This is a genomic window from Larkinella knui (assembly GCF_003858645.1).
GTDB lineage: Bacteria > Bacteroidota > Bacteroidia > Cytophagales > Spirosomataceae > Larkinella > Larkinella knui.
Genome location: NZ_RQJP01000004.1, coordinates 781,668 through 806,907, shown reverse-complemented (window position 1 = coordinate 806,907; position 25,240 = coordinate 781,668). Strand labels below are relative to the sequence as shown.

Sequence of the window (25,240 nt, the reverse complement as noted above, 5' to 3'; positions counted from 1 at the left end):
CCGCAACGTTCGGAGACCGACTAGATCAAAAACCAAAGAATTAGTAATAAACCCACGACGGCACTGGCAATGTACGACTGCACCCGGCCGTTTTGCACGGATCGCGTCAGGTTTCCCAACCGGTGTGCCAGCCACGACGCCCCATTGACCAGCCCGTCAACCAGCGTACGATCGATCCAGCTGATCATGTGTGCCAGCACGACGTTGCCAATTGCCACCAAATCGACCAGCCTGTCAATAACACTGTGGTCGAAACCGTAGGAAAGATAAGCTAGCCGCAGAAACGGGCGAACAATCAGCCGATTGTAGATACCGTCGAGGTACCAGTTGTGTTCCGATAAGCGGCTCATGGTCGTCGATTCGGTCAAAACCGGCATTCGCCAGCCGAGCCACAGACCAACGGCAACCACGCTTACCGACAAAACCGCAATCCACAGATGTTCATCGCCCGCTCCTACTGCCGGAAATAGCCGAAAAAACCAGCTGTGTTCCGCCGAAAACGGGTTCCCGGCAAAAACAAAACCGATTGACAAAACCGCCAGCATCACAACCGGCCCGGTGAGCAGAGGGCCGGATTCGTGAACGGATACCGCCGAAGTTTCGGGAGCGCGATTTGTGCCGAAAAATACCAGCCGCCCCTGGCGGGCCATGTAACAGGCGGTTAATCCGGAAGACAGAACCGCCAGAACGGGAACCAGATAGGCTAAACCGCCTTGTTGCCCGGCCCAGCCGAATGCACCGGTTAAAATCGTTTCTTTCGACAGAAAACCGGAAAAAAGCGGTATTCCGGCCAGCGCAGCCGCGCAAACCGCCCAGCCGATGAAGGTAATTGGCATCGCTTTTCGCAAACCGCCCATCTGCCGCATGTCCTGCGTATGAACGCCGTGAATGACCGACCCGGCTGCCAGAAACAGCCCGGCTTTGAAGAATGCGTGGGTGGTCAGGTGAAAAAGGGCACCATTGACCGTACCGGTTCCCATCCCGACCACCATCAGGCCGAGTTGTGAGACGGTGGAATAGGCCAGTACTTTTTTAATATCGGTTTGATAAAGAGCCGAATAAGCTGCCATCAGCATGGTGATCGTGCCAATACCGGTAATGAGCAAAAGCGCGTCGGGCGTCAGCAAAAAATGGATGCGGGCCAGCAGAAAAATACCGGCCGCTACCATGGTGGCGGCATGGATCAGGGCCGAAACCGGCGTTGGGCCCTCCATCGCGTCGGGGAGCCAGGTGGTGAGCGGAAACTGGGCCGACTTTCCGATGCAGCCGCAAAACAGGCAAAGGCCGGTTAGCGTGGCTAGCCGACCGTCGGAAACGAACAGGTCCGGGAGTTCGGCCAGTTCGGTGGTGCCCGACTGAAAAAGCAGCAGAAAAATACCGAGCAGGAAACCGGCGTCGCCGATCCGGTTCATGATAAAGGCCTTTTTAGCCGCCCGGGCCGCTGCCGGTTTTCGGAACCAGAAACCAATGAGCAAATAGGAACAGAGCCCGACCAGTTCCCAGAAGGCGTAGAGCACGATGAGGTTTCCGGCCAGCACGATACCGAGCATGGAACCGATGAACAGGCTCAGAAAACCGAAATACCGGTATCGGGCGCGTTCGTCGTGCAGATACGAAATGGAGTATACCTGAACCAGCAGGGCAATGAAATGCACGACCGTCAGCATCAGCAGCGTGAGGGCATCGATGCGGAAGGTAATGGCCACGGAGCGGCTGGGAATAACGAGCCAGTTGGTCTGGAGGGTCAGAACATCGGTGCCGGTTTGCAGGGCCACAAAGACCGACAAACCCAGCCCCGCCAACGTCAGCAGGGCAGCAACGGAACCGACCCAGCCGTTGATTCGCCGACCCGCCAACAGGCTGATACTGCCGCTCAGAAAGGGCAGCAGAAGGAGTAGCCAGAGGAGATTTCGGACGGTATTTTCGTCAAGCATAACGGAAGATAACGGTGGTCGTTCGCCGGGGCAAATATCCTGAATAAACGGGCCAATAAAAATAATTGGTCAATTTTATGGGGATTCGCGGCAACGTTCACCCAGAGGTTGATGATGTTTCTTATTCATTGGCAACCGGCCAGCCGAAAATGGTGCAACTCTTCCACGTTATGTGCAAATTATTAAAACTATTTTAATAGAATTTTGTAGTGATAATACGTTCTATTAAAATACGGCAGTACTACTTACGTTGGAAGATCGCTTCACGCACACAGACGAGACTTATTGGCAGGCGATTCGGCTGGGCGATAAGGCCGCGCTGGAAGCGCTGGCTACCCGGCATTACCGTCCGTTATTCCATTATTGTACCCGGTTTACGGTCAACCATGCCCTGATTGAAGATTGTATTCAGGATTTATTTCTGGCTATCTGGGAAAAAAAACAGGCGCTAACCGATGTGACGTCGGTAAAAGCCTATCTGTTCACGGCCATTCGCCACAACATTCTGCACCGAAACCGACGCGACCAGTTGTTTACGACCTTTGACGAATCGGGCGAATCAGCAGACCCGGTTTTCAATCCCGAAAGTCTGTTTCTGGCCAGTGAAGACGAACAGGTTCAGAACGATCTCCTCAAACAATCATTAGACCGCCTGCCCCGGCGGCAGCGTGAAGCCATTTATTTGCGGTATTACGAAGAACTTTCCTACGAAGAAATTGCGTCCGTCATGGGCTTAAATCGGCAGGTTGTCGCCAATTATCTCCAGCACGCGCTGCTAACCCTGCGGAAATACTGCCGGAATGTGCTGCTCGGCGGCTTGATCGGGCTGGTGGCGGCCTGGTGGTTCCAGTAAGTTTTATGCTTTTTCAACCCCGTCGAATGTGCCTGATTGCGCCATCACTTTTCATCAGGACTCAGGCAGGCCATGATCAGCAGGACAACGGCCAGCGTGCAGGCCAGCGTCCGAATGGTGTTCAGCCGGTTCCAGGGGCCTTCAAACCGGGCCCGCTGCCGGGCGATTTCGTCGGCAGAAGCCGACAGCAGGTTAAACGAATCGAGTTGTTCATTGAGCGGTATATTGCCAAAAACCGTTACGCCCAATCCGCCGGCGAAATACACCGCAGAAGCTGCCAGCAAAAACCAGAAACGCAACGACGTGGGCTGCCGGTAGTGTAGCCAGGTGCTGAGCAGCAGCAACAGCGGAGCACCCATAAAGACGACAAAAAACACCGGATTCTGAATGGCCCGGTTGATGGATTGAAAGGCTGAAATATAGGCGGTATCGGATTGGCGGCCCAATCCCGGATTGACCGAGCAGGAAAATGCATAAAAAACCCCGGCCATCAGCGCCGTTGTCGTAGCGGCCAGGACCAAAATCAAGGTTGTGAATTTCATCAGTTTTAGCGGTTTGTTCGGGTGGAAAGGTGGCGGAACCGGGTTCCCGAAAATAGAATAAAACCAGCCGTGAATGGTAGGCTACTCCGGTTATTTTTTAATAAATTCGTTCAATCGAATCCCGGTCTCTTCATACTTCCAGTAACGCATGCAGATTTTAATCAAGAATAAGCTGAATGAGAGTGAGTTATTTAGGATTAAACGGATGAAGGAGGTGATCAAAACCACCCATCCGCATGGACACAAAGACTACCTTGAAATTATTTATCTGCAAGCCGGTGCGGGTACGCACCAGATCGATTTTAACCGGTTTCCGGTAAAACCGCATAGCCTTTATCTGGTGATGCCCGGTCAGATTCACAGCTGGGAATTGACCGAAATTCCGAAAGGCTATGTGGTGATGGTGCAAAAGGATTTTTTGCTGGATCATCCTTTTTATGAAGCCCTGTTTCAGACTTTTCCGCTGGCTTTTCCGAGCGGTTTTGAACTGGCTCACATCCACCAAACCATCCTTGACCTGTTCAGGAATATGGAAACCGAATACGAACAGCGGAACCGTAACTACCAGGCCATTATTCAGACCTATATTCAATTGTTGCTCAATTTGCTGAAAAGAGAAGTAAAATCGGACGACAGACCCGTGTTGCCGGGCTTGCTGAAAGATTTCTTTTCCCTCGTCGATGCGCAATTCAAAACCAATCACGAAGTGGGCGACTACGCCCGGCAGTTGAACACTACTGCCAAAACGCTCAATACGACCTGCCGCAAAACCGTCGACCGAACGGCGGGCGAAATCATCAGCGAGCGGCTGACCACGGAGTCGAAAAAAATGCTTTTGTACTCGTTTCAAAACCTGAAGGAGATTGCCTACGAGCTCGGGTTTGCGGACCCTTCGCACTTCAACAAGTTCTTCAAACGCCAAACCGGTGTTTTGCCCAGCGTGTACCGGAAAGGAATTTCCTGAATGTACCAGTTTATGGCTGTAATCTACAAAGCCCACTAGTTTACTGGGAGATAACTTTGCCATTCCTAACTCACTCACCAGGCGAAGGTCTACTTCCGATGAAATTTTTTGTAACCCTGCTAGCCGTTTTCCTGGCTGTAGACGCTGTTCGGGCTCAAAATGGAATAACGATTTCCGGTACTGTCGTGGATCAGGCGACCCATCGCCCGTTACCGTTCTGCCCGGTCGCGCTCTATAAAAGCCAGGATTCGACGCTGGTTACCGGCACGCTGACCAATGACGCGGGAAACTACCAATTTGATAATCTTGCGTCCGCGTCGTACTACCTTGAAGCCCAATACATCGGCTATCGCAAAAAACGATTCAGCCTCCCCGCGCTGAATCCGGGTCAGTCGCCCGCCCTTCAGACCATTGCCCTACTGGCTGATCCACAGACGCTTCAGCAAGTCAACGTCCAGGGCGAGCGGCAAACCGTCGACAACAAAATTGACCGGCAGGTGTATCGGGCGGATAAATTCATCGGCAGCCAGGGCGGAACCGCCATCGACGTCCTGAAAAATACGCCGTCCGTTACGGTCGATGGTGAAGGCGGTATTACGCTGCGGGGTTCGTCGGGATTTCTGGTGCTGGTCAACGGAAAACCGGTCCAGACCGATCCGGCCCTGGTATTGAATCAACTACCGGCCAATTCGATCGAGAATGTGGAAGTGATCACCTCGCCTTCCGCCCGGTATGATCCGGATGGCAAGGGCGGCATCATCAACATTACCACCAAAACCGCACAGGCGGGTCAGCGGGCTTTTTCAACCAATATCCAGGGCGGTTTGCCTTCGCTCTATACCTACGACAACCTTCATAAACCGGTCCGGTTTGGCGCCGATGCCACCTTTAGCGCAAAGTCGGCCAAATGGGATGTAACGGTGAGTGCCAATTATTTCCGGAATGACATTGCCGGTCGGCGGGAAGGCGACGTCAATACGACCATCATGAACCGGTATACGGCCTTTCCTTCGGTGGGCGAACGGAGCTTTATCCGCTACAATTACACGGGCCGGGCGTCGGTGACCTACACGCCCAACGCAACCCATTCTTTTTCTGCGGGTTTTTACAGCGGTTTTCGTTCCCAGTCGCGCCGGGCCGACCTGATTTACAACAACACCAAAACGGATCTGGTGACGGGCGATGTCATGGGTCAGATCACGTATTTTAACTCGAATATTGCCCGCAAATCCAGTACGATTACCCTCGGAAACCTCGACTATATCCACACCTTTACCAACAAATCCGCGCTTACCCTGTCCGGGCTGTTCGAAAAAGCCGATCTGGACGGCTTGACGACCAACCAGAATCTGCGGTTGCCCGACCGGCAAACCGTGTTGCAAAACACCCGAAACCCGAGCAAAAACCCGCTGAACGCTTACCGGCTGAAGGCTGACTACGCCGTCACGGTGGGCAAGGGCAAGCTGGAAACCGGGTACCAATACCGCCGTCAGGTTCAAAAAGGCAATTTTCAGTACCTCGATCAAAATCTGGAAAGCGGCTTATTCGGGCTGGTTCCCCAGTTCAGCAGCACCACTTACGTACGGAATGAGATTCACTCGCTGTACGGGCAGTATTCGGCCCGGGCGGGCAAGCTCGAATACATCGGCGGGTTGCGCTACGAATACGCCACGCGTGCTTTCACGGCCGGGAGCCAGGCAACCCGCAACCTGAATCTGTCCAATCTTTTTCCGACCCTGAATCTCCAGTATCCGGTCAGCAAAACGCTGCGGGCCAAAGCCGGGTACAGCAAACGGGTGCAACGTTCGACCAACAATGAACTGAACCCCTTCCCGGAGCGGGAACACTCCGAAACCCTCGAATCCGGCGATCCGAACATCCTGCCCGAGTTTATCGACCTCTCGGAAATCGGGCTGATCAAAGATTTTGAAAAAGGAAACGCCTTCGTAACGGTCTATAACCAGCGGATAAAAAATGTGGTCAACCGCGTCAACAGCGTGTATAACGACACGATTCTGAACCGGATTTATACCAACGCCGGACTGGCGACGTCCTGGGGACTCGAAGCCGGTACCACCCTGAACCTCACGAAAGCGTGGCAGGTTTATGCGGGCGGCAATGTATACCGGTATCAGATCAAAGGGGCGCTGTTTAACAATGCGGTTTTGGTCAATACGTCGCGTGTGGTGTATTCCATCAACGCCAATACGACCGTCCGGTTATCGCCCGGTTTCCAGATTCAGGGCACGTTGAATTACCTCTCGAAGCGGGTGACGGCCCAGGGCGAAGACTCGCGGTTCATTGTTCCGGGTGCATCCGCCAAAAAGACATTCCTGAACGGGAAACTGACGGCCACGGTTCAATGGCAAAACGTGGATTTGGGTTTACTGGGCTCCAACCGCCAGCGAATCACCACTTTCGGCCGGGACTTTTACACCACCACCAACTACATTCAGGAAACCGATATTTTCCTTTTGAACCTCAGCTACAATTTCAACCAGACATCGAAGAAGGCCCGACTGCCGGCCAGCGAATTTGGGGAGAAGGAGTTTTGAGGACGATTAATCTTAGTTTCCAATCGAAGGATGAGTTGACATGGCGCATCCTTCGATTGGAACCGTTACTGACAATTCGTATAATCCAGCGCGACTTGTTTAATGTCGAACGGCGTATTGCCTTTTTTGTATTTTTCTTCCAGTGAACTACAGTCTTTGAAGTAATCAAGAATATTTCGACGCGCGTTGATATAAGACGATTTAACCCCTTTTTCGTCGCCGGGTTTCATAACGACATATTCGCTGGCATTCGGTAACACTGACTGAAAAACTGTCACCTTCGGCGATTGGTAGTTAGCCCGGAGCAAATACCAGATCGCACCGTTTGCGAAGCCCACCGTACCGAATTTACGCACCTGGTAATCCGTTCCATCCGCGCCTTTCAAGGATTTTACCACCGAACCGCGCACAATTAATGTCTGGGCTTTGCCCGACTTATCAGTTGTCGGAATCGAAATGAGCAGATCTTCCGCTCCCAACGTACCTAAATCCAGCATATTGCCGTTGGATTCCTGATTGATAAGCTGCGGTTCCGGGCGCTTAACCTGAAACATCCCTTGATACGTACCGGCATTTTTGCCTTCCAGAACAATGGTTCCGTCAATGGACATGTAGGCGTTCAGTTTTAAAACGTCGCTGATTGTCAACACTTTATCGGAGCTGGGTTTGATCTCTTTCTCCGGTTTTGCCTGAATCATATATAGAAGCAATTCCAGATCGTCACTGTTTCGGGTTTTGATCAGACCGAACAGCGACTTTACGGGTTTGTCGATGGGCTTATAAGCGGTAATGTAAGCGTCTGCTTTCTCAAAGTCGCCTTTTAAAATGCTAACCAGTGACAGGTTTTGTAGCGCGGCCCGTTTCACCTCATTCACCTCCCCTTCGCCCTTGTAGCTGGCCATTTTCTCCCAAAATGGAAGATAGGCTTCACTGGCCGTTAGAAATTGAGCGCTGCCCTCCTTGCGAAGCAGAGTACGAAGTTGCTCAACCTGGTCCTCGAATTGTTTCAATTCCGATTTTTTCTTAACACCGTCAAGGTAGGCCAGTTTCGAAGTCAGCTTGGGGGTAAAGCCATAAATCTGGTTTACAAACGTCAGCAGTGAAGCTGAGATAGCTTCCTGCGTGGCAATCAGAGTCCGGGTTTTAGGGTCTTTACGGTCGTAACCACTTCCCCAATCGCTTTCGGCCGGAATACTCAATTCCGGATAATTCTCGGACTCATCGTAGAGTAACGTACCAAATTTATCGTAAACGCGGGTATGTAAAGCCACATTAGCGGCCAGACCGGTTGGTTTTGGCGCCGACATCTGCATGGGCATTGAAGAAGCTGCCGGTTTAACCCATTTGAACCGCTGAATAAGCACAACGACGTGAAAATCACCCGTGGAGTCCACCTGCGAGAATTTACCAAACTTGACCCGCATGGGCGACTGGAAAACGGTTCTCATTTTGTTCAACTCGTCCGCCGATAGAAACGAATCTTTGACGCGTTCAGTGACGGATGCCCGAACGTCAAACGAAATATTTTGCTGAAGGGATGGATAAAGGGCGGGAATCGATTGAGTAAACGACACCTCGTCATAATTCACTTCCTGGGCATGAAGCGACCCAAATGAGCAAGCTAGAATACCTGCAAATAAAACGTTACGCATGTGATGTTGGAACAGAGTGATAAAGAGGAAGATTAAAATAAACCGCAAAACAATATTAATTGCTGATACAATCAAAAGTTGCTTTTGCTACGTCTCTTTTATTTTAATTCAATCACCCGAGTTCACCCGCTTCTGTAGGCTCTTTTTAACGATAACAATTTGATTATCAACCCTTAAGTTTGCTCTGTGATTTTCTATCATTTTTTTCTGAAAAAATTTCACCCAGCCACGGTTACTTTTTCCTCCCTTCTCCCTCATCGTCGTGAAAGCGGCCCGCAGCCGTCCTTTTCTGCTAAAACCCGACGACGTGCAACCGCAGGATTTAATCGAAAATGAATCATTCCGACGCTGGGTGTTCCGGCCGACCGAAACCGACACGGCGTATTGGGAAGCCTGGGTGGCCGGGAACCCCGAAAACCGGGAAAATGCCGAGCTGGCCCGCCAGTTTCTGCTGAGTGCGAAGGGCGATCTGCCGCCCCTGTCCGACCAGTCCGTTACCACCAATGTCGGCCGGATGATGGCCGCTGTCGCCGTCGATAACGATGATGCCAATGAAATTCCGTTGCCCCAATCGCGCTGGAATCGCCGGTGGGCATTGACGGCTGTAGCTGCGTCTGTGTTAATCGCTTTGCTGGGTGGAGCGTGGTTGCTGCGGAATTACAATCGTGCTGTTTCCGGGGCAGAACCCGTGGCGCAGCAACCCACGATTCGGATGCTTTCAGTCATGAATGAAAAAACGCAACCCCGGCTGGTGCGGCTTTCCGACGGCAGCATGGTGCGGCTGCAACCCCAGGCCAGAATTCGTTTCCCGGAATCGTTTGCCGCCACAATCCGGGAAGTCCATTTGAGCGGCACGGCTTTTTTCGAGGTGACGAAAAACCCGCAAAAGCCCTTTCTTGTCTACGCCAATTCGCTGACTACCCGCGTGGTTGGCACCAGCTTTACCATTTATGCCCCGGCGAAAGGCGCGGCTACCCGCGTGGTGGTCCGAACCGGGCGGGTGGCGGTTTATCCCAGCCCAAATAAATCCGCTCCGACGACCAAATCGACGGTTTTGCTGACGGCCAATCAACAGGCGACGTACCGGCAGGGCGACGTTCGGCCCGAAAAAGAAGAAGTCGAAAATCAGGAACGAACCGCTGCCAGCTTGTTGAAAAGCCGGTTTTCGTTCCGGCGCACACCCCTGGTTCAGGTCTTTCATACCCTCGAACAAACCTACGGCATTCGCGTGGTGTACGATGCCGGTGCCGTGACGCATTGCACACTCACGGCCCAACTTGACGATCAATCGCTCTTTGAAAAACTCGATGTCATTACGGCCAGTACCGGCTCCAGTTACGACTTGACCGACGACGGAACAATCCGAATACGACCCGGAAGTGGCTGCCAGTAAAATGGGACGAAGACTCAACAACACGTTACTGAATATCATGAAAAAAACCGTACTTCTTTTCTGCGGATTACCCGAACGGTGGGTAAAAACCGGGCTGGTGGTGGTCCTCCTGCTGACCGGTTTTGCCGGCAGTTTGCTGGCCCGACCCACCCACGGAGAAAATCCGCTCAAACGATCGATCAGCCTGACGGTTTCAAACCAGCCTATTGAAACCGTGCTCCAGCAGGTGGAACGGGCGGCCGATGTGACGTTCGCCTACAGCTACGAAATCATCCGCGCCGACCGCCGGGTGAGCCTGAACGTTCGGAACGAACGGCTGGGAACCATCCTGAGCACACTGCTCGATCCGATCAGCATCCGCTACGAAGTGGTAGGAAACCGGATGATCGTGCTCAAAAAGAAATTACCGGAACCCGAAGGCGTAAAATCCGGCAGTGCCAACTCCGCCCTCAATCGCCCGGAACAACTTTCAACCGAAGCCTCTGAACCACAAGCCATTGACAAAACCATTTCGGGCCAGGTCGTTGATGAGAAAAACCAGCCCATGCCCGCCGTCAACGTGGTTTTGAAAGGCACCACCACCGGCAGCACGACCGACGGCGACGGAAAATACCGCATCAACGTGCCCGACAACGGCGGTACGCTTCAGTTTTCATTCATCGGGTATCTCACACAGGAAGTCGTGATCGGAAACCGTTCCACGATCAACGTTACGCTGGCGGTAGACGACAAAACGCTGTCGGAAGTGGTGGTAGTGGGCTACGGCACCCAGAAAAAAGCCGATCTGACGGGAGCGGTTTCGACCATTTCGTCCAAAGACATTAGCCGGTTGCCGGTTTCGGGCATCGATCAGGCGTTGCAGGGCAAAGCCGCGGGCGTACGCGTGACGCAATCGACCGGCGCACCCGGCGAGGGCGTGGCCGTCCGGATTCGGGGTGTCGGGACCATCAACGACAACAGTCCGCTGTTTGTGATCGACGGTGTGCCGACCAAAGATGCCTTCAACGTCCTGAACCCCACGGATATTGAAAGCATGTCGGTTCTGAAAGATGCCTCATCCTCAGCGATTTATGGCGCACGGGCCGCCAATGGCGTGATCGTGGTTACGACCAAACGCGGCAAAAACGGAGCGCCACGCATTGCTTTCAACAGTTACACGGGCGTTCAGCAACACGGCCACCTGATTCCGATGGCGAACACGGCGGATTACGTCCGGATTTTTAACGAGTCAGTCGTCAATGACAACGTCGGCGTCGATAATCCGAGTTTGCAGCGGAAGTCGATTCCGGCGGATGCGCAACTGGCGGACACCGATTGGCAGAAGGCCATTTTCCGTCCGGCCATGATCCAGAATTACCAGTTGTCGATTAGTGGCGGAAATGAAAAATCGCATTACCTGCTGTCGGGCAATTATTTCGATCAGAAAGGCATCATCCTCAATTCCGGCTACAAACGGTACGGGTTGCGCACCAGCGTCGATACCGACATTGCCGGGAAAGTGAAAGTTGGTACCAATCTGAACCTGACCTTCTCCGACCGCGACATTGTGGGCAGTTCGGGCGATGGCTACGGCGGCAATGGCGGAAGTGTCGTGCGGTATGCGCTCTTCCATTCGCCCGCCGTGCCTATTTACGACCAGAACGGCAATTACGTCGACTTACCGTCCAACCCCGGCCTGTACGGCGACGGCTACAATCCGGTGGGTCTGGCCAATAAACAGGACAACAAAGAACGGCAATACCGGGTATTCGGCAATCTGTTTGCGGAATGGCAGATCGTCAAAAATCTGCGGTTTCGCTCAGACGGCGGGATGGATATCAACATCATCAACCACAAAATTTTCAACGAAAACTGGGGCACCAACGGACGCATCAACAGCCCGGCCACGCTGGTCAATCAGGTGGGGCTGATCAGCACCCTGAACTGGAACAACACGCTGACCTACAGCCGCGTACTGAACGACGTTCACGAACTGTCGGTACTGGCGGGCACGGAAGCGATTCACAACGTGAACCGGACCATTGGCGGTTCTGACCGGAATTACATCGATCAGGTCGAAAACCTGCGCTACCTCGGTCGTGGTATTGATCCGACGGGAAAAACCAGCTTTGAAGGCGACTCGCGCTGGGCGTTGTTCTCGCTGTTCGGGCGGGTCAATTACACGTACAACAGCAAGTATTTATTCTCGGCCAACATCCGGCGCGACGGCTCCTCCCGGTTTTCGCAACAAAACCGCTACGGAACGTTTTTCTCCGGTTCGGCGGGCTGGAACATCGATCAGGAAGCGTTTTTCAAACCGCTGGCCAACGTGATTTCACAGTTGAAAATCCGGGCCAGCGTCGGGCAATTGGGCAATCAGGACATCGGAAATTATCCGTTTGCGTCCATCGTTGGGGGCGGTTACAACTATCCACTGGGCGATCCGCAGCAAAATGTTCCGGGCTATACCATCGTCAGTCGCGGCAATACGAACGTAAAATGGGAGTCGGCGACGCAAACCGATATTGGGCTGGAAACCGGTTTTCTGGACAATAAAATCCAGTTGACGGCCGACTATTTCATCAAAACCACCTCGGATATGCTGATTCCGGTGCCGGTTCCGAAGTCGGGCGGGGCCGCGGGTGCGCCGTATGTCAATGCCGGAAAAGTGGAAAACCGGGGCATTGAGCTGGACCTGATCTACCGGGACAAAAAAGGCGCTTTTAGCTACGACTTTACGGCCAATGCGTCATTCATCAAAAACAAAGTCCTGTCGTTGAGCGATGGCCGACCGGTTCCGGGCGGGCGGATCGACAACGGCGTGTATGCTACCCTGACCGAACCGGGCTATCCCATCGGCTCGTTTTACCTGTTGCAACAGGACGGTATTTTTCAGTCGGAGGCCGATATTTTCACCAGCGCTTTTCAGGGCAATACGATCCGCCCCGGCGACGTGAAGTTCAAAGACGTCAACGGCGATGGTCTGATCAACGACAAAGACCGCACCCACGTCGGCAGCCCGATTCCAACGCTGCTTTACGGCCTGACGGCCAATCTGGCGTGGAAAGGGTTCGACCTCTCGGCTTTCTTTCAGGGCGTTTCGGGCAACAAAATTTATTACCAGGTGGCTACCGACATCGAAGGGTTTTACCGGGCGTTCAACATCACCCAGCGCGTTGTCGATGACCACTGGACCGGGCCGGGGACGAGCAACACCCAGCCCCGGGTTTCGTGGAAAGGGTCGGCCAACAACAAGCAGCCGTCGACGCGCTTTCTGGAAGACGGCGCCTACACCCGGCTGAAGAATCTGCAAATCGGCTATACACTCCCGCAAAAGGTGAGCAAGCGGTTTGGCTCATCCAGCGCCCGGGTTTACGTGAGCGGCCAGAACCTGCTGACGTTCACAAAATACCCCGGTCTGGACCCCGAAATGCAAACCAGCAATAACGTCAACAACGAGCCGTTCAAGGGCGATGTGGCGGTGGGCATCGACTGGGGAACGTACCCGTCGGCCAGAATCTACATGATCGGTTTAAACGTAAACTTTTAACGGTCAGCCAACTATGAAACCAATTCAAACACTCACCATAGCGGCTGTTTTTCTGGGAATTGCCAGTGGCTGCAACGATTTCCTGAACGAAGAGGTGCGGGCGGATTATCCCGAATCGGCTTTTTACCAGACGCAGGCGCAGGCGGTTTTGGCGATCAATGCCGCCTACGTGCCGCTGACGTTTTCGACCGACCGGAACCGGCTCTGGGTTTTTGGCGACGTGGCTTCCGACGACGCGGCCAAGGGGGGCGACGCGGGTGATCAGGCCGACATCGGTTTGGTCGATGATTTTCAGGTTTTCCCCAACAACGGGCCGGTCGAATCGCAGTGGGGCGAGTGGTACGAAGGCATCAGCCGCTGTAACATCGTGTTGCAGAAAGTGCCGCCCATCACGATGAGCGCCGACATCAAGGCCCGAATTCTGGGCGAAGCGCGGTTTTTACGGGCGTTGTATTATTTCTACCTGGTCAATACGTACGGGCCGGTGCCGGTGAACCTCGAACCGAAAAATCCGGAAGCGTTACAGGTCGAACAGTCTCCGGTGGAAGACATTTATACCCGCGTCATCGAGGCCGATTTAGCCGAAGCGATCAAGAATTTACCCGCAACGTACACCGGGGCCGATGTGGGCCGGGCCACGAAAGGAGCCGCCACGGCCTTGCTGGCGAAAGCGTATCTGTACCAGAAAAAATGGCAACTGGCCGCCGAAACAGCCGCGCAGGTGAAAGCCATCGGGAATTATGAACTGCTGCCGGTTTATACGCAGAATTTCAGTCAGGATTTCAAAAACAACAAGGAAGCCATCTTCTCGGCGCAGCATCTGACCAATCAGGTGCCGTTTACCGGAAACCGCCTGAACCAGTGGTTTGCACCCCGCCAGAACGAAAATGGCTATTTTTTCGACGTACCGACGCCCGGTTTTGTGGCCGAATTCGAGAAAACCGCAACGGGCGTGGTCGATCCGCGACTCGATTATACGGTGGCGCGGGAAGGCAAACCGTGGATCGATGGAACGCCCTACGACCCGACCTGGTCACCGACGGGCTATCTGAACAAGAAGCATTTGCAACCGCTGACGGAAATTCCGAAGAGCACGAAGGGCGACGGCAATCTGAATTACGTCATCATCCGCTACGCCGACGTGCTGCTGTGGCAGGCCGAAGCGCTCAACGAACTGGGGCGCACAGCCGAGGCTCTGACGTTTCTGAATCAGGTGCGGAAACGGGCGCGGGAAAGCTATCTGTACGACCCGACGCTGAGCACGACGGCGACGGTTCCGGCCGGTTTGCTGCCCAATCTGACCATCACCAACCAGTCGGCGCTGCGCGAAGCGATCTACCACGAACGACGCGTCGAGCTCGGATTTGAGTTCCACCGGTATTTCGATCTGATGCGCTGGGGCAAGGAATACGCCCAGAATGCCCTGAAAGACAAGCCGTCGTTCAAGTACGAAACCAACCGGTATTTCCCGATTCCGCAGAGTGAGCGCGACACCAATAAAAAGTTAAAGCTTTAATTTTCACCTGTTTAATAAACTAAATCAATAACCAACTTTATGAGAAAGAACCTATTTTCAATCAGCAAGTTAGTCTGGGGTCTGTTTGCCTTTATGATGGTATTGGCTTTAATCCAGTCCTGTAAAAAAGAAGATGATCCGGTCGTCATTCCCGTCGATAAAAGTAAACTGAAGGCCCGGCTCGATAGTGCCAATGCCGGGTATGCGCTGGCCGTGGAAGGAACCGGTGTGGGTCAGTTTGAAGCCGGTTCGAAAGCCGTCTTCAAAACCGCCATCGATGCGGCTACGGCGGTGAACAACGATGCGGCTGCCACGCAGACGGCGGTCAATAACGCCTACGTAAATCTGGGACAGGCCGGGGCAACCTTCCTGAGTAAAATGGTGCAGGAAATTGCGCCCGCCAATCTGGTTGCCTACTACAAGTTTGACGGTAACGCCAATGACGGCTCCGGTAAGGGCAACAACGGAACGCTGAAGGCGGGGAGTCCATTGTGGGGAGCGGGTGTAGTTACACCTACGAAAGACCGCTTTGGAGCCGATGCGAAGGCGTATCACTTTGACAAGGGCGGTAACATCGAGGTGCCGTATAATTCATCGCTGAATCCGGCGAAAGAAATCGCCATCAGCATGTGGGTCAAATACGATTCGTCACGCGCCAGTAACTACCTCCTGGCTCTGAACCGGTGGAATGGGTATAAAGTCCAGTTGCAGGAAGCCAACAAGGTTTTCTTTACTGTAAAAACCACCGCGGGTGCCAAAGACAAGGATGATGAAACCGTCACGCTGGACAAGGGCAAATGGTACCACATTGCGGTTACCTACAAGTCGGGCGATATGAGCTTCTACATCGATGGAACGCTGATTAAAACCTACACGGATGTGACGGGCGATCTGGCTCCGGTCAAGAATACCATCAACATGACCATCGGGCAGGATTTGCCAACGAGTCTGTACAACAAGAATGAGAAAGACGACGCGGACGGCAACAACTTCAACGGTCCCTGGGGTGGATACTTCACCGGCGACATGGATGACATTCGCATCTATAACGTCGCCCTGAGCAGCACGCAGGTGAAGTCGATTTACACGGCTGAAAAGGGTAAATAAAGATCTGTTTCGCGGAGGTGAGCGGAGGAAAAAGGAGTTAAGCAGAGAATTAATAAAAAACTCCGCGTAACTCTCCTTTTTCTCCGCTCACCTCCGCGAAATAACAATCTCAAAATGCACAAACTCCTTCCCATTTTATTAATTCTCCTCACCAGTTGCGAAAACCGCCGGACGGATCAGGCGCTGGTGTTCTGGTGTTCGAACAACGCCGGGGAGATTGCGTTTGCGAAGGAGTTTACCGAACGCTGGCAGAAACAACGGCCCGACAAACCGCTGCGCTACCAGCCGATTCCGGAAGGGCAGTCGAGTGAGGAAATTATTCTGGCGTCGGTCGTGGGCAAAACCACGCCGGACATTTACGCCAACCTGTGGCAGGGCCTGGTCGAGATGTACGCCAAAGCGAAAGTGCTGGTGCCGCTCGACACGCTGAAAGGCTTTCGGGAATTTTTGAATACCCGCTGCGACAGCAGCATGATCGCCGAAATTACCTCGTCGGACGGGCACATTTATCAGGTGCCGTGGAAAGTGAATCCGATCATGACGGTTTGCAATACCCGTGCCCTGAACGGACTGCAAGCGGCCAAACCGCCGTATACCTATTCGGCTTATCTCGAAGCCGGGCGGCAGTTCAAGCAGGACAAAAACGGCGACGGCTACACCGATCAGTGGCTGGGCTATACCGAAGTGAAACCGATCTGGTACCAACGCCTGTTCAATTTTTACCCGCTCTATCTGGCGGCCTCGAACGGCGCTCCGCTTATCGTAAAGAACCGGGCGGTTTTTAATAATCCGTATGCCGTGGAGGTTTTCCGGTTTTTGCAGGACCTCTACAAATACGATTATTTCGCCAAAGAACGGCTTTCGGCAACCCGCGATCCGTTTCTGGCACAAACCATTGCCACGCAGTTTACCGGCCCCTGGACGGTCGGTTTTCTGGAAAAATTTAAAGATCCCGGTTTTGCGTACGGCACCTTCGCCATGCCCGTTCCGGATCGGCATCAGGGCCCCGTGTACACCTACGGCGATCCCAAAAACATTGTCATTTTCAACACCTGCCGCGATCCGCAGGCGGCCTGGGAGTTTATCCGAACGCTGGTCGATCCGCCCGGCGATTTGCGGTTGATGGAATTGACAGGGCAGTTTCCGCGCCGGAAAAATCTGGACACCGATCCGTATTTTGCCGGTTTTCTGCAAAAAAATCCACTGCTGATGCCCTTCGCGCGGCAGACCCGTTACATCAAAGGCGTGGACAACTGCGAGGTTATCGTGGAAGTGTTTGACATCATCTCGCAGGAATACGAAGCCTGCGTGATTTACAATAAAAAAACACCCGAAGACGCCATCCGCGACGCAGCTCAGGCTGTGGATGTGTTGTTAGGGAATTAAAAAGTTGTTTCGCGGAGTTAAGCAGAGTTTGAAAGAGTTAAGCGGAGAATATATTAAAAAAACTCTGCTTAACTCCCTTTTTCTCTGTTTAACTCCGCGAAATACCCCTTTAAAAATGACTCGACGAGACAAATGGATTCCGTATGGCCTGGTGGCTCCCTACATTCTGCATTTTGCGGTGTTTGTGGCCTTTCCGGTGGTTTTCTCGGTGGTGCTGACGTTCCATAGCTGGAACATCATCTCGCCGATGGAGTTCGTGGGGCTGGCGAATTACACCCGCCTGTTCAAAGACCGCTTGTTCTGGCAGGCGATTTACAACACGCTGCGGTTTCTGATCATCCACATTCCGCTCCAAATCGTGATTGCGCTGGCCCTGGCCGAGTTGCTAAACCGCACCATTCGGGGTGCCTCATTTTTCCGGGCGGCTTTTTTCCTGCCGGTCATCGTGTCGGGGGTGGTCGTAACGATTCTGTGGCAGCAACTGCTGGGATACAACATGGGGATGCTCAACCGGATTCTGACGGCCATCAGCCTGCCGCGCGTGCCCTGGCTCGACGATCCGACGGTGGCTATGTACTCGATTGCGGTAATGGTGACCTGGAAAAACGTCGGACTCTACGTGATTCTGTTTCTGGTTGGTTTGCAAACCGTACCGGTGCAATATTACGAAGCCGCGGATCTGGAAGGCGCGACGAGCTGGCAGAAATTCCGGTTCATCACGCTGCCCATGATCAATCCGACCATTTTTACGGTGGTGGTGTTGTCTACCATCGGCGGTTTTTCGCTGTTCATCGAACCCTACATCATGACCGAAGGCGGACCCATGAACAGCACGCTATCGGCCGTGATGTATATCTATCGGCAGGCTTTTCAGTATTACCACATGGGCTATTCGGCCACGCTGGGATTCTTTTTTGCCTTGCTGATTCTGTTCGTTGTCGCCATTCAGAAACGGTATGTCGAACAGGAGATTTGAGAGAGAATCATTCTTTAACGAACAATCATGTCCCGTTTTCTTCGCTATTTTTTGCTTTTGCTGGCGGCTGCGTCGTTCATCTATCCGTTTATCTGGATGGTAAGCGCGTCGCTGTCGTCGGAGCGCGGGCTAAGTTCACTGACGGTTTTCCCGGTTGAGTTTACCTGGAGTAATTACGGGTCGGTTTTCTCGAAAATACCGCTGGGCCGCGCTTTCCTGAACAGCGTGCTGGTGGCCGTGGTGACCACGACGCTGGTCCTGATTTCGGGAGCAATGGCGGGTTATGCCCTGGCGCGGCTGCGGTTTCGGGGCCGTGATCTGATTTTTTACCTCATCATTTTCACGATGACGCTGCCGTTTCAGATCACGCTCATTCCCAACTACATCACGATGGTCAAACTGGGCTGGGTCGATACGTATTTTGCCCTGATTGTGCCGTTTGTGCTCAATTCCTTGTCGATTCTGCTGTTCCGGCAAGCCTTTACGTCCATGCCGCAGGCGCTCATCGATGCGGCCCGGCTGGACGGTTGCGGGGAACTGCGCATCATTTTCCAGATCCTGTTTCCCAATATTCTGCCGACGGTTTTGACCATTACCATCCTGACATTCATGGGCTTATGGAACGAAGCACTCTGGCCTCTAATCGTCATTCGCGATGAGCCGACGATGACGATGCCGCAACTGGTGACGCTGTTTTCGGTGGGTGGCCGGGCCGAGGGGCAACTGGGTGTGAAAATTGCCGCAGCCGTGATGCTGGCAGTTCCGATTGTGATCCTGTACTTATTTTTCCAGCGGCATTTCATCCGCAGCATGGCATCGTCGGGGCTGAAGGATTGAAAGTTTACTGCCTCCGTCGGGGGCATTTTAAAAGAAACGATAAATGACAAAACGAAATACGACCGTTGGCCTGGTGCTGATTCAGCTGGTATTACTGGCTTTTTCCTGTAAAAAAACACCCGCAACACCGGAGCCGACACCCGCAAACCGCCAGGTCAATCTGGGCCATCTGGATCATCTTTACCAGACCTTCAAACTGCCAAACGGCGCGGAAGTAGGCACAATTGCCATTTACAGCAATGCGCCGAATTATGATCTGATTGGTGATGACGACGAAGGGTTTACCTGCATCGACGATGTGGCCCGGGCAGCTTTGTTTGTGTTGCGCGAACCGGATCTGGCAACGAATACCGGCAAACAGGACAAGTTGCGAAAAATGACGGAGTTTGTGCTCCAGTTGCAGTCGGACAATGGCTATTTCTACAACTTTTTATGGCCCGATCGCACGATCAACAAAACCTACCAAACCAGTGTCAACCAGCCCAATTGGTGGTCCTGGCGGGCGTTGTGGTATTTGAGCGAAGCGTATCCGTATTTTCAGAAAGCCGATGCAACGGTGGCTGCGCGAATCCAGACGGCTAATCAGAAGTTGGTTACCAACATGATTCGCGACTTTGGTAACAAACCGATGGAAATGAATTTCATTCAGGGATTGAAAGTGCCGAAGTGGTTGCCCTACGGCTCGGGCACCGACCAGGCCGCTATCATGATGCTGGGATTGCTGAATTACCACCAGCAAACGCCCGATGCGCAGGCCTTGAAACTTATCGAATTGCTGGGCGAAGGCATCGTTTTGATGCAGCAGGGCGACGCCACTCATTTTCCGTACGGTGCCATTCTGAGTTTTGAAAACGCCTGGCATGCCTACGGAAGCGACCAGGCGTATGCGTTGCTGCGAGTCGGAAAGGCCCTGAACAAAACTGCCTGGATCGATGTGGCGAAGCGCGAAATCGATTATTTTTATCCGTATCTGCTGAAGCAGGGCTTTCTGGAGTCGTTTGAAGTGAAGCAGCAAGGCACTGAAATTACCGCAACAAAAACTTCCCGGTTTGCGCAGATTGCCTACGGCGTCCGGCCCCTGGTTTGGGCGACTCTGGAAGCGTATGACCAAACGAAAGAAGCCCGGTATGCGGATTTAGCCGCGCAATTGACGGGCTGGTTTCTGGGCGCGAATCCGGCTAACGTGAAAATGTACGACGCCACAACCGGCCGCTGTTTCGACGGAATCTCGTCGGCCACGAACGTCAACCGGAATTCCGGAGCCGAATCGACCATCGAGGCTTTGTGGGCTTTTCAGAAAATAGAGACCTACCCGGCGGCTTTGCAGCTGCTGGAAAAATACAAGTAAAAACGGCTATGGCAGAAGTCCGGTTAAAACACATCGCCAAAGCCTACACGGGTGATTCGCGGGTGATTCAGGATGTCAGTATCGACGTCAACGACAAGGAGTTTGTGGTGCTGGTGGGGCCGTCCGGTTGCGGAAAATCTACCTTGCTGCGCATGATTGCGGGACTGGAAACCATCACCGATGGCGAATTATTCATTGGCGACCGGCGCATGAACGATGTCCCGGCCAGTGAGCGCGACATTGCCATGGTTTTTCAGAACTACGCCCTGTATCCGCACATGACGGTGTTTGAAAACATGGCGTTCGGGCTAAAACTGCGCGGGTTGCCCAAAGACGAAATCCGGGAGCGGGTATCCAAAGCCGCCCGGCTGCTCGAAATCGAAAATTTGCTCGATCGAAAACCCAAGGATATGTCGGGCGGCCAACGGCAACGCGTGGCCATTGGTCGGGCCATCGTCCGCAATCCGCAGGTTTTTCTCTTCGATGAACCCCTCAGTAACCTCGATGCCAAACTGCGGGGTCAAACCCGGATCGAATTGCAGAAACTGCACCGCGAACTCAGCGCGACGATGATTTATGTGACCCACGATCAGGTCGAAGCCATGACGCTGGGCGACCGGATTGTGGTCTTGCGCAATGGCGATGTGATGCAGTATGATACGCCCTTAAATTTATACAATCACCCGGTCAATCAGTTTGTAGCCGGTTTTATCGGCACTCCGCCGATGAATTTTCTGTCCGGCCGGATTACGGACGCGGGGCCACTGCGTTTTGAAAGCCCGAACCAGGAGGTGATGATCGATCTGGCAGAAACCGGCTATGGAAATGCCTTAAAACCGTATCGCGGCAAAACCGTTGTGCTGGGCATTCGGGCCGAAAGCATCAGCCACCAGCCGTTCACGGATCGGACGTTTCACCGGCAACCGGTCGTGGTTGAAGCCCTCGAAAATATGGGCAGCGAAACACTGGCGTACTTTTTAGTGGAGAATCAACGGTTTATCGCCCGACTTTCGGCCGAACAAAATCTGTCGTTCGGTCAGCGAATCGATCTTTTTTGGGATTCCACTAAATTCCATTTTTTCGACGCGCAGACGGAGCAGGCGATACAACCCTGACCAGGGTTTACTTCTTGCGCGTCGGCTCCGCGGGTTTTTCGTCGATGCCCATCGTCGTCAATACCGGATTCAGCGTCTGAGGAACAATGCGGATGCGGAATACTTTGGCACCGGCGACGTCGAAATCACACTGGTAACTGCCGCGTTGCTTCAAGCTTCGGTAAACCGCCGTATAATTTACTTTAACCGGCCAGCCGTTCAGTGCCAATTGGCCAATGATAGTTTCAACGGCTTTTTTGAGATTGGAAAAGAAAACAATGAAGGGTTCGCGCTGACGGAGCGCATTGAGGGAACCAATGTACAGAATAGTGACCTCGTAAATGGTCTGTGACTGTTTTCTCATAACGGGCAAACCCGGTTTTTATTGTCTGCCTTGAAAAAGTGCGGAGTTATATTGCATTTTTTTTGTACCTACGAACTTTAGTCCGTTTGCGGAGTCTGGCTCCTAAGGAACTAAAATACGGACTAAAGTCCGCAGGTACAGCTTACCGGGACGAATAATTCGGTGCTTCTTTCTGAATCTGAATGTCGTGCGGATGGCTCTCGCGAACACCGGCAGACGTGATTTTGACGAACTTGGCATCTTGCAGCGTTTCGATGTTCTTCGCTCCGCAATAGCCCATACCGGCCTTCAAACCGCCCACCAACTGATAAATAATCTCGGCAACGCGGCCCTTGATGGGAACGCGCCCCACGATTCCTTCCGGTACCAGTTTCTTGATATCATCTTCCGCATCCTGAAAATACCGGTCTTTCGAACCTTCTTCCATCGCTTCGACCGAACCCATTCCACGATAGGTTTTAAACCGGCGACCTTCGTAGAGGACCACTTCGCCCGGTGCTTCCTCGGTTCCGGCCAGCAACGAACCCACCATGACCGTGTAAGCGCCCCCCGCAATGGCTTTCGTAATGTCACCCGAAAAGCGAATACCGCCATCGGCAATCACCGGAACGCCCGTACCTTTCAGTGCTTTAGCCGATTCGTAAACCGCCGTCAACTGCGGCATTCCGATCCCGGCAATGATTCGGGTGGTACAGATACTGCCCGGCCCTACGCCCACTTTTACCGCATCGGCACCCGCGTCGGCCAGCGCTTTCGCTCCCTCGCCCGTGGCCACATTACCGGCAATCACTTCCAGCTTCGGAAACTGCGCTTTGATGCCTTTCACCGCATCGATAACGCCCTGCGAGTGGCCGTGTGCCGTATCGACACTGATCACATCAACGCCCGCTTTCACCAGCGCTTCAATCCGGCGGTGAAGATCAGGCGTTACGCCCACGGCAGCTCCCACGCGCAACCGCCCCAGTTCATCTTTACAGGCGTTGGGATGGCTTTTCTTTTTCAGAATGTCCTTGTAGGTAATCAGTCCGACGAGGTGGTTTTGATCGTCGATGATCGGCAGTTTCTCAATTTTATACTGTTGCAGAATGCTTTCGGCTTCTTCGAGCGTAATTTTCTCGCGGGCCGTGATCAGATTCTCGCGGGTCATGATATCCGTCACGGGTTTCGACAACTCCGTTTGAAACCGCAGATCCCGGTTGGTCAGAATACCGATGAGTTTATTGGATGCATCGACAACGGGAATACCGCCGATTTTAAATTCACGCATAATCTGATGCGCATCGGCCAGCGTTGCGCCTTCCATGAGTGTGATCGGGTCAATAATCATCCCACTTTCCGAGCGTTTTACTTTTCGAACCTGCTCGGCCTGCAGTTCGATGCTCATGTTTTTGTGAATAATACCAATTCCGCCTTCCTGCGCCATCGCAATGGCGAGGTCATATTCCGTGACGGTATCCATAGCCGCCGAAATGAGCGGAATGTTCAGCCGGATGTTGCGGGTAAGTTGGGTAGTTGTCTGGGTATCGCGGGGGAGAACCTCCGAAAAAGCAGGCAAAAGAAGTACGTCGTCGTAAGTAAGTGCTTCGTAGAGGAATTTCGAGGAGTCTAAGCTCATAGCAAATAAGCAGGATATGTTATTTGCCGGGTAAAGTTACTAAAAAAAACTTCACCACTCAGATTAATTTTATCGAAATCGTTTTTCCCGTCTCGTTGATGCGCACCCGACAGTCGTCAAAGGCGGGTCCAGAGAGTCGCGGGTGGTAATTATTGCTGAATCCGTAGGGTTCTTTCGGGATACCAAATGCCTTTTTATCCATTTTCCCATTCCCATTGACATCGTGAAAAAGAGCGATGGCATAGTCCCCCGGTTTGACGGGAAAGGTAATTTTGACGCTGCTGCCGGTTACCTCAACGGTTTGGCTGACAACGGGTTTGCAACCCATGGGAAAATTATCACAGGGTTTATAAAGGCCAACCCGAATCTGACCGGTGTGTTGTCTGACATTCTGAACTTCCACGATGAATTTTGCATCCGTATTAAAAGGACTAAAGGCAAGCAGTTGTAACGCAAAAAAGAAGTGCATAGAATTCCTGATTTCAGTTTTCCCTTAAACGGAAACCCTGGGCAGATGTTTTGATTCAGCGGCAAATTTAAAATATTTGTTACTATATAATAGCAAATGACTATTAATCTGCGCCTTTAATCACTATCGTTTGCATAAAGACAACTATTTCTTGCCTACGATGTGACTTACGAGCCGAAATTACGTCTACTTCTGCAGTGAACAACGCGTTTAGATAAAACTTCCCGATCCATGAAAGAAATTTTATATTCTCAGTTCCTGGATACTTTGCTCGAGATTTGTCCGATAAACGAAGAAACTAAATCGCTGTTATACCCTTATTTAAACAGTCAAAAATTACCAAAAGGAACTCATCTGTTATCAATAGGTGAAATCAGCGATAAAGTATTTTATATCGGTAAAGGGTTGATAAGAAGTTATTATTTTTTAGACGAAAAAGAAGTAACAGGATGGATTGCAGCTGAAGGAGAGTTCGTTTCGTCTATTTATAGCTTTTTAAGAGAAAAACCTTCTTTTGAAAATATAGAATTACTGGAAGATTCCCAGCTATTATTTATTTCTTATTCCGATTTACAACAGCTGTATTATACGCATCCGATCGCCAATAGGATCGGCAGGATTCTAAGCGAAAAATACCTTTTGATCTCGGATGAACGCATTCGTTCGCTCCGGATGCTGAAGGCGGAAGAAAGGTATTACCGCTTTTGTTTGCAATACCCCAGTATCTGCACCAGGGCCCCTTTGAAACACATAGCCTCCTACCTTGGGCTGTCCCGGTTTACACTCAGCAGACTGAGGGGGCAAAAAATAAAACTAGATCTACTCCCGTAAATGCACTAAAAAGTTGCTCTCCAGCACACCTACAATTGCTTTACAGCAACCAGAATTAAAATATAAAATAGTAATTTTGTCAAGCTGCGATTAAGTTAACCAAGAATTTGGACAAATAACTTAATTAAGGTTTCATAAAGATAACTACAATTACTGTAAAGGCTATTTCCACTGGAGATAGTCTTTATTTTTTAATACCTGCACAAGCAAATTCGTATCTTAAGACAAAGATTAATGTTTCTTTAGAAAGACACAAATGGGTCGCAAAAATAATT

The 25,240-nt window shown here is 52.2% G+C and carries 19 protein-coding genes; 13 read left to right on the top strand and 6 right to left on the bottom strand.

Annotated features, from left to right (window positions below; genetic code table 11):
* Nucleotides 1-20 precede the first annotated feature (20 nt).
* Entirely contained in the window at nucleotides 21-1,934 is a 1,914-nt protein-coding gene (gene nuoL, locus EHT87_RS21730) for an NADH-quinone oxidoreductase subunit L (RefSeq protein ID WP_124908751.1), read from the bottom strand.
* 250 nt (nucleotides 1,935-2,184) lie between these two features.
* Between nuoL and EHT87_RS21725 the strand changes: the two genes are divergently transcribed.
* Nucleotides 2,185-2,787, top strand: a complete 603-nt coding sequence (locus tag EHT87_RS21725) for an RNA polymerase sigma factor (protein WP_124908750.1) — start codon at nucleotides 2,185-2,187, stop codon at nucleotides 2,785-2,787.
* 44 nt (nucleotides 2,788-2,831) lie between these two features.
* Here EHT87_RS21725 and EHT87_RS21720 read toward each other — a convergent pair whose 3' ends face one another.
* Entirely contained in the window at nucleotides 2,832-3,329 is a 498-nt protein-coding gene (locus EHT87_RS21720) for an anthrone oxygenase family protein (protein ID WP_124908749.1), read from the bottom strand.
* 148 nt (nucleotides 3,330-3,477) lie between these two features.
* Between EHT87_RS21720 and EHT87_RS21715 the strand changes: the two genes are divergently transcribed.
* Entirely contained in the window at nucleotides 3,478-4,293 is an 816-nt protein-coding gene (locus EHT87_RS21715; RefSeq protein WP_124908748.1) for a helix-turn-helix domain-containing protein, read from the top strand.
* A gap of 98 nt (nucleotides 4,294-4,391) precedes the next feature.
* The gene (locus EHT87_RS21710; protein WP_124908747.1) at nucleotides 4,392-6,848 is read left to right on the top strand and encodes a TonB-dependent receptor domain-containing protein; all 2,457 of its coding nucleotides are present in this window, start codon (nucleotides 4,392-4,394) and stop codon (nucleotides 6,846-6,848) included.
* Nucleotides 6,849-6,913: 65 nt separating this feature from the next.
* Here the strand turns inward: EHT87_RS21710 and EHT87_RS21705 are convergent, their stop codons facing one another.
* A complete protein-coding gene (locus tag EHT87_RS21705; protein ID WP_124908746.1) occupies nucleotides 6,914-8,500 on the bottom strand; it encodes a hypothetical protein in 1,587 nt (528 codons plus the stop codon).
* Between the two features lie 262 nt (nucleotides 8,501-8,762).
* Between EHT87_RS21705 and EHT87_RS21700 the strand changes: the two genes are divergently transcribed.
* The 9 genes from EHT87_RS21700 (at nucleotide 8,763) to EHT87_RS21660 (ending at nucleotide 21,707) form a co-directional block, all read left to right on the top strand.
* The gene (locus tag EHT87_RS21700) at nucleotides 8,763-9,893 is read left to right on the top strand and encodes a FecR family protein (RefSeq protein WP_124908745.1); all 1,131 of its coding nucleotides are present in this window, start codon (nucleotides 8,763-8,765) and stop codon (nucleotides 9,891-9,893) included.
* 37 nt (nucleotides 9,894-9,930) lie between these two features.
* Entirely contained in the window at nucleotides 9,931-13,422 is a 3,492-nt protein-coding gene (locus EHT87_RS21695) for a TonB-dependent receptor (RefSeq protein ID WP_185716311.1), read from the top strand.
* Between the two features lie 13 nt (nucleotides 13,423-13,435).
* Nucleotides 13,436-14,938, top strand: coding sequence for a RagB/SusD family nutrient uptake outer membrane protein (locus EHT87_RS21690; RefSeq protein ID WP_124908743.1), 1,503 nt, complete (start codon nucleotides 13,436-13,438; stop codon nucleotides 14,936-14,938).
* Nucleotides 14,939-14,977: 39 nt separating this feature from the next.
* Nucleotides 14,978-16,045, top strand: coding sequence for a LamG domain-containing protein (locus EHT87_RS21685; protein WP_124908742.1), 1,068 nt, complete (start codon nucleotides 14,978-14,980; stop codon nucleotides 16,043-16,045).
* Nucleotides 16,046-16,159: 114 nt separating this feature from the next.
* Entirely contained in the window at nucleotides 16,160-17,431 is a 1,272-nt protein-coding gene (locus tag EHT87_RS21680) for an extracellular solute-binding protein (RefSeq protein ID WP_124908741.1), read from the top strand.
* A 115-nt stretch (nucleotides 17,432-17,546) separates the two neighbouring features.
* A complete protein-coding gene (locus EHT87_RS21675) occupies nucleotides 17,547-18,407 on the top strand; it encodes a carbohydrate ABC transporter permease (RefSeq protein WP_124908740.1) in 861 nt (286 codons plus the stop codon).
* 27 nt (nucleotides 18,408-18,434) lie between these two features.
* The gene (locus EHT87_RS21670; protein WP_124908739.1) at nucleotides 18,435-19,244 is read left to right on the top strand and encodes a carbohydrate ABC transporter permease; all 810 of its coding nucleotides are present in this window, start codon (nucleotides 18,435-18,437) and stop codon (nucleotides 19,242-19,244) included.
* 43 nt (nucleotides 19,245-19,287) lie between these two features.
* Nucleotides 19,288-20,592 carry a hypothetical protein gene (locus EHT87_RS21665; protein ID WP_124908738.1) on the top strand — a complete coding sequence of 435 codons (1,305 nt, stop codon included), beginning with the start codon at nucleotides 19,288-19,290 and terminating at the stop codon, nucleotides 20,590-20,592.
* A gap of 8 nt (nucleotides 20,593-20,600) precedes the next feature.
* On the top strand, nucleotides 20,601-21,707 hold the full coding sequence (locus tag EHT87_RS21660; protein ID WP_124908737.1) for an ABC transporter ATP-binding protein: 1,107 nt from the start codon (nucleotides 20,601-20,603) through the stop codon (nucleotides 21,705-21,707).
* A gap of 7 nt (nucleotides 21,708-21,714) precedes the next feature.
* Here the strand turns inward: EHT87_RS21660 and EHT87_RS21655 are convergent, their stop codons facing one another.
* From EHT87_RS21655 to EHT87_RS21645, 3 genes are all read right to left on the bottom strand, one after another.
* Nucleotides 21,715-22,050, bottom strand: a complete 336-nt coding sequence (locus EHT87_RS21655; RefSeq protein WP_124908736.1) for a hypothetical protein — start codon at nucleotides 22,048-22,050, stop codon at nucleotides 21,715-21,717.
* A gap of 142 nt (nucleotides 22,051-22,192) precedes the next feature.
* Complete coding sequence (gene guaB, locus EHT87_RS21650) at nucleotides 22,193-23,665, bottom strand: IMP dehydrogenase (protein ID WP_124908735.1); 1,473 nt, start codon at nucleotides 23,663-23,665, stop codon at nucleotides 22,193-22,195.
* A 58-nt stretch (nucleotides 23,666-23,723) separates the two neighbouring features.
* On the bottom strand, nucleotides 23,724-24,134 hold the full coding sequence (locus EHT87_RS21645; protein WP_124908734.1) for a DUF2141 domain-containing protein: 411 nt from the start codon (nucleotides 24,132-24,134) through the stop codon (nucleotides 23,724-23,726).
* Between the two features lie 231 nt (nucleotides 24,135-24,365).
* Here EHT87_RS21645 and EHT87_RS21640 point away from each other — a divergent pair, with 231 nt between their 5' ends.
* Entirely contained in the window at nucleotides 24,366-24,965 is a 600-nt protein-coding gene (locus EHT87_RS21640; RefSeq protein ID WP_124908733.1) for a Crp/Fnr family transcriptional regulator, read from the top strand.
* Nucleotides 24,966-25,240 lie beyond the last annotated feature (275 nt).

Bases quoted from the DNA above. Each gene is read 5' to 3' on its own strand.
- EHT87_RS21665 (WP_124908738.1), top strand. From the start codon at position 19,288: ATGACAAAACGAAATACGACCGTTGGCCTGGTGCTGATTCAGCTGGTA.
- EHT87_RS21690 (WP_124908743.1), top strand. From the start codon at position 13,436: ATGAAACCAATTCAAACACTCACCATAGCGGCTGTTTTTCTGGGAATT.
- EHT87_RS21645 (WP_124908734.1), bottom strand. From the start codon at position 24,134: ATGCACTTCTTTTTTGCGTTACAACTGCTTGCCTTTAGTCCTTTTAAT.
- EHT87_RS21720 (WP_124908749.1), bottom strand. From the start codon at position 3,329: ATGAAATTCACAACCTTGATTTTGGTCCTGGCCGCTACGACAACGGCG.
- EHT87_RS21655 (WP_124908736.1), bottom strand. From the start codon at position 22,050: ATGAGAAAACAGTCACAGACCATTTACGAGGTCACTATTCTGTACATT.
- guaB (WP_124908735.1), bottom strand. From the start codon at position 23,665: ATGAGCTTAGACTCCTCGAAATTCCTCTACGAAGCACTTACTTACGAC.
- EHT87_RS21680 (WP_124908741.1), top strand. From the start codon at position 16,160: ATGCACAAACTCCTTCCCATTTTATTAATTCTCCTCACCAGTTGCGAA.
- EHT87_RS21640 (WP_124908733.1), top strand. From the start codon at position 24,366: ATGAAAGAAATTTTATATTCTCAGTTCCTGGATACTTTGCTCGAGATT.
- EHT87_RS21695 (WP_185716311.1), top strand. From the start codon at position 9,931: ATGAAAAAAACCGTACTTCTTTTCTGCGGATTACCCGAACGGTGGGTA.
- EHT87_RS21715 (WP_124908748.1), top strand. From the start codon at position 3,478: ATGCAGATTTTAATCAAGAATAAGCTGAATGAGAGTGAGTTATTTAGG.
- EHT87_RS21705 (WP_124908746.1), bottom strand. From the start codon at position 8,500: ATGCGTAACGTTTTATTTGCAGGTATTCTAGCTTGCTCATTTGGGTCG.
- EHT87_RS21685 (WP_124908742.1), top strand. From the start codon at position 14,978: ATGAGAAAGAACCTATTTTCAATCAGCAAGTTAGTCTGGGGTCTGTTT.
- EHT87_RS21710 (WP_124908747.1), top strand. From the start codon at position 4,392: ATGAAATTTTTTGTAACCCTGCTAGCCGTTTTCCTGGCTGTAGACGCT.
- EHT87_RS21675 (WP_124908740.1), top strand. From the start codon at position 17,547: ATGACTCGACGAGACAAATGGATTCCGTATGGCCTGGTGGCTCCCTAC.
- EHT87_RS21670 (WP_124908739.1), top strand. From the start codon at position 18,435: ATGTCCCGTTTTCTTCGCTATTTTTTGCTTTTGCTGGCGGCTGCGTCG.
- EHT87_RS21660 (WP_124908737.1), top strand. From the start codon at position 20,601: ATGGCAGAAGTCCGGTTAAAACACATCGCCAAAGCCTACACGGGTGAT.
- nuoL (WP_124908751.1), bottom strand. From the start codon at position 1,934: ATGCTTGACGAAAATACCGTCCGAAATCTCCTCTGGCTACTCCTTCTG.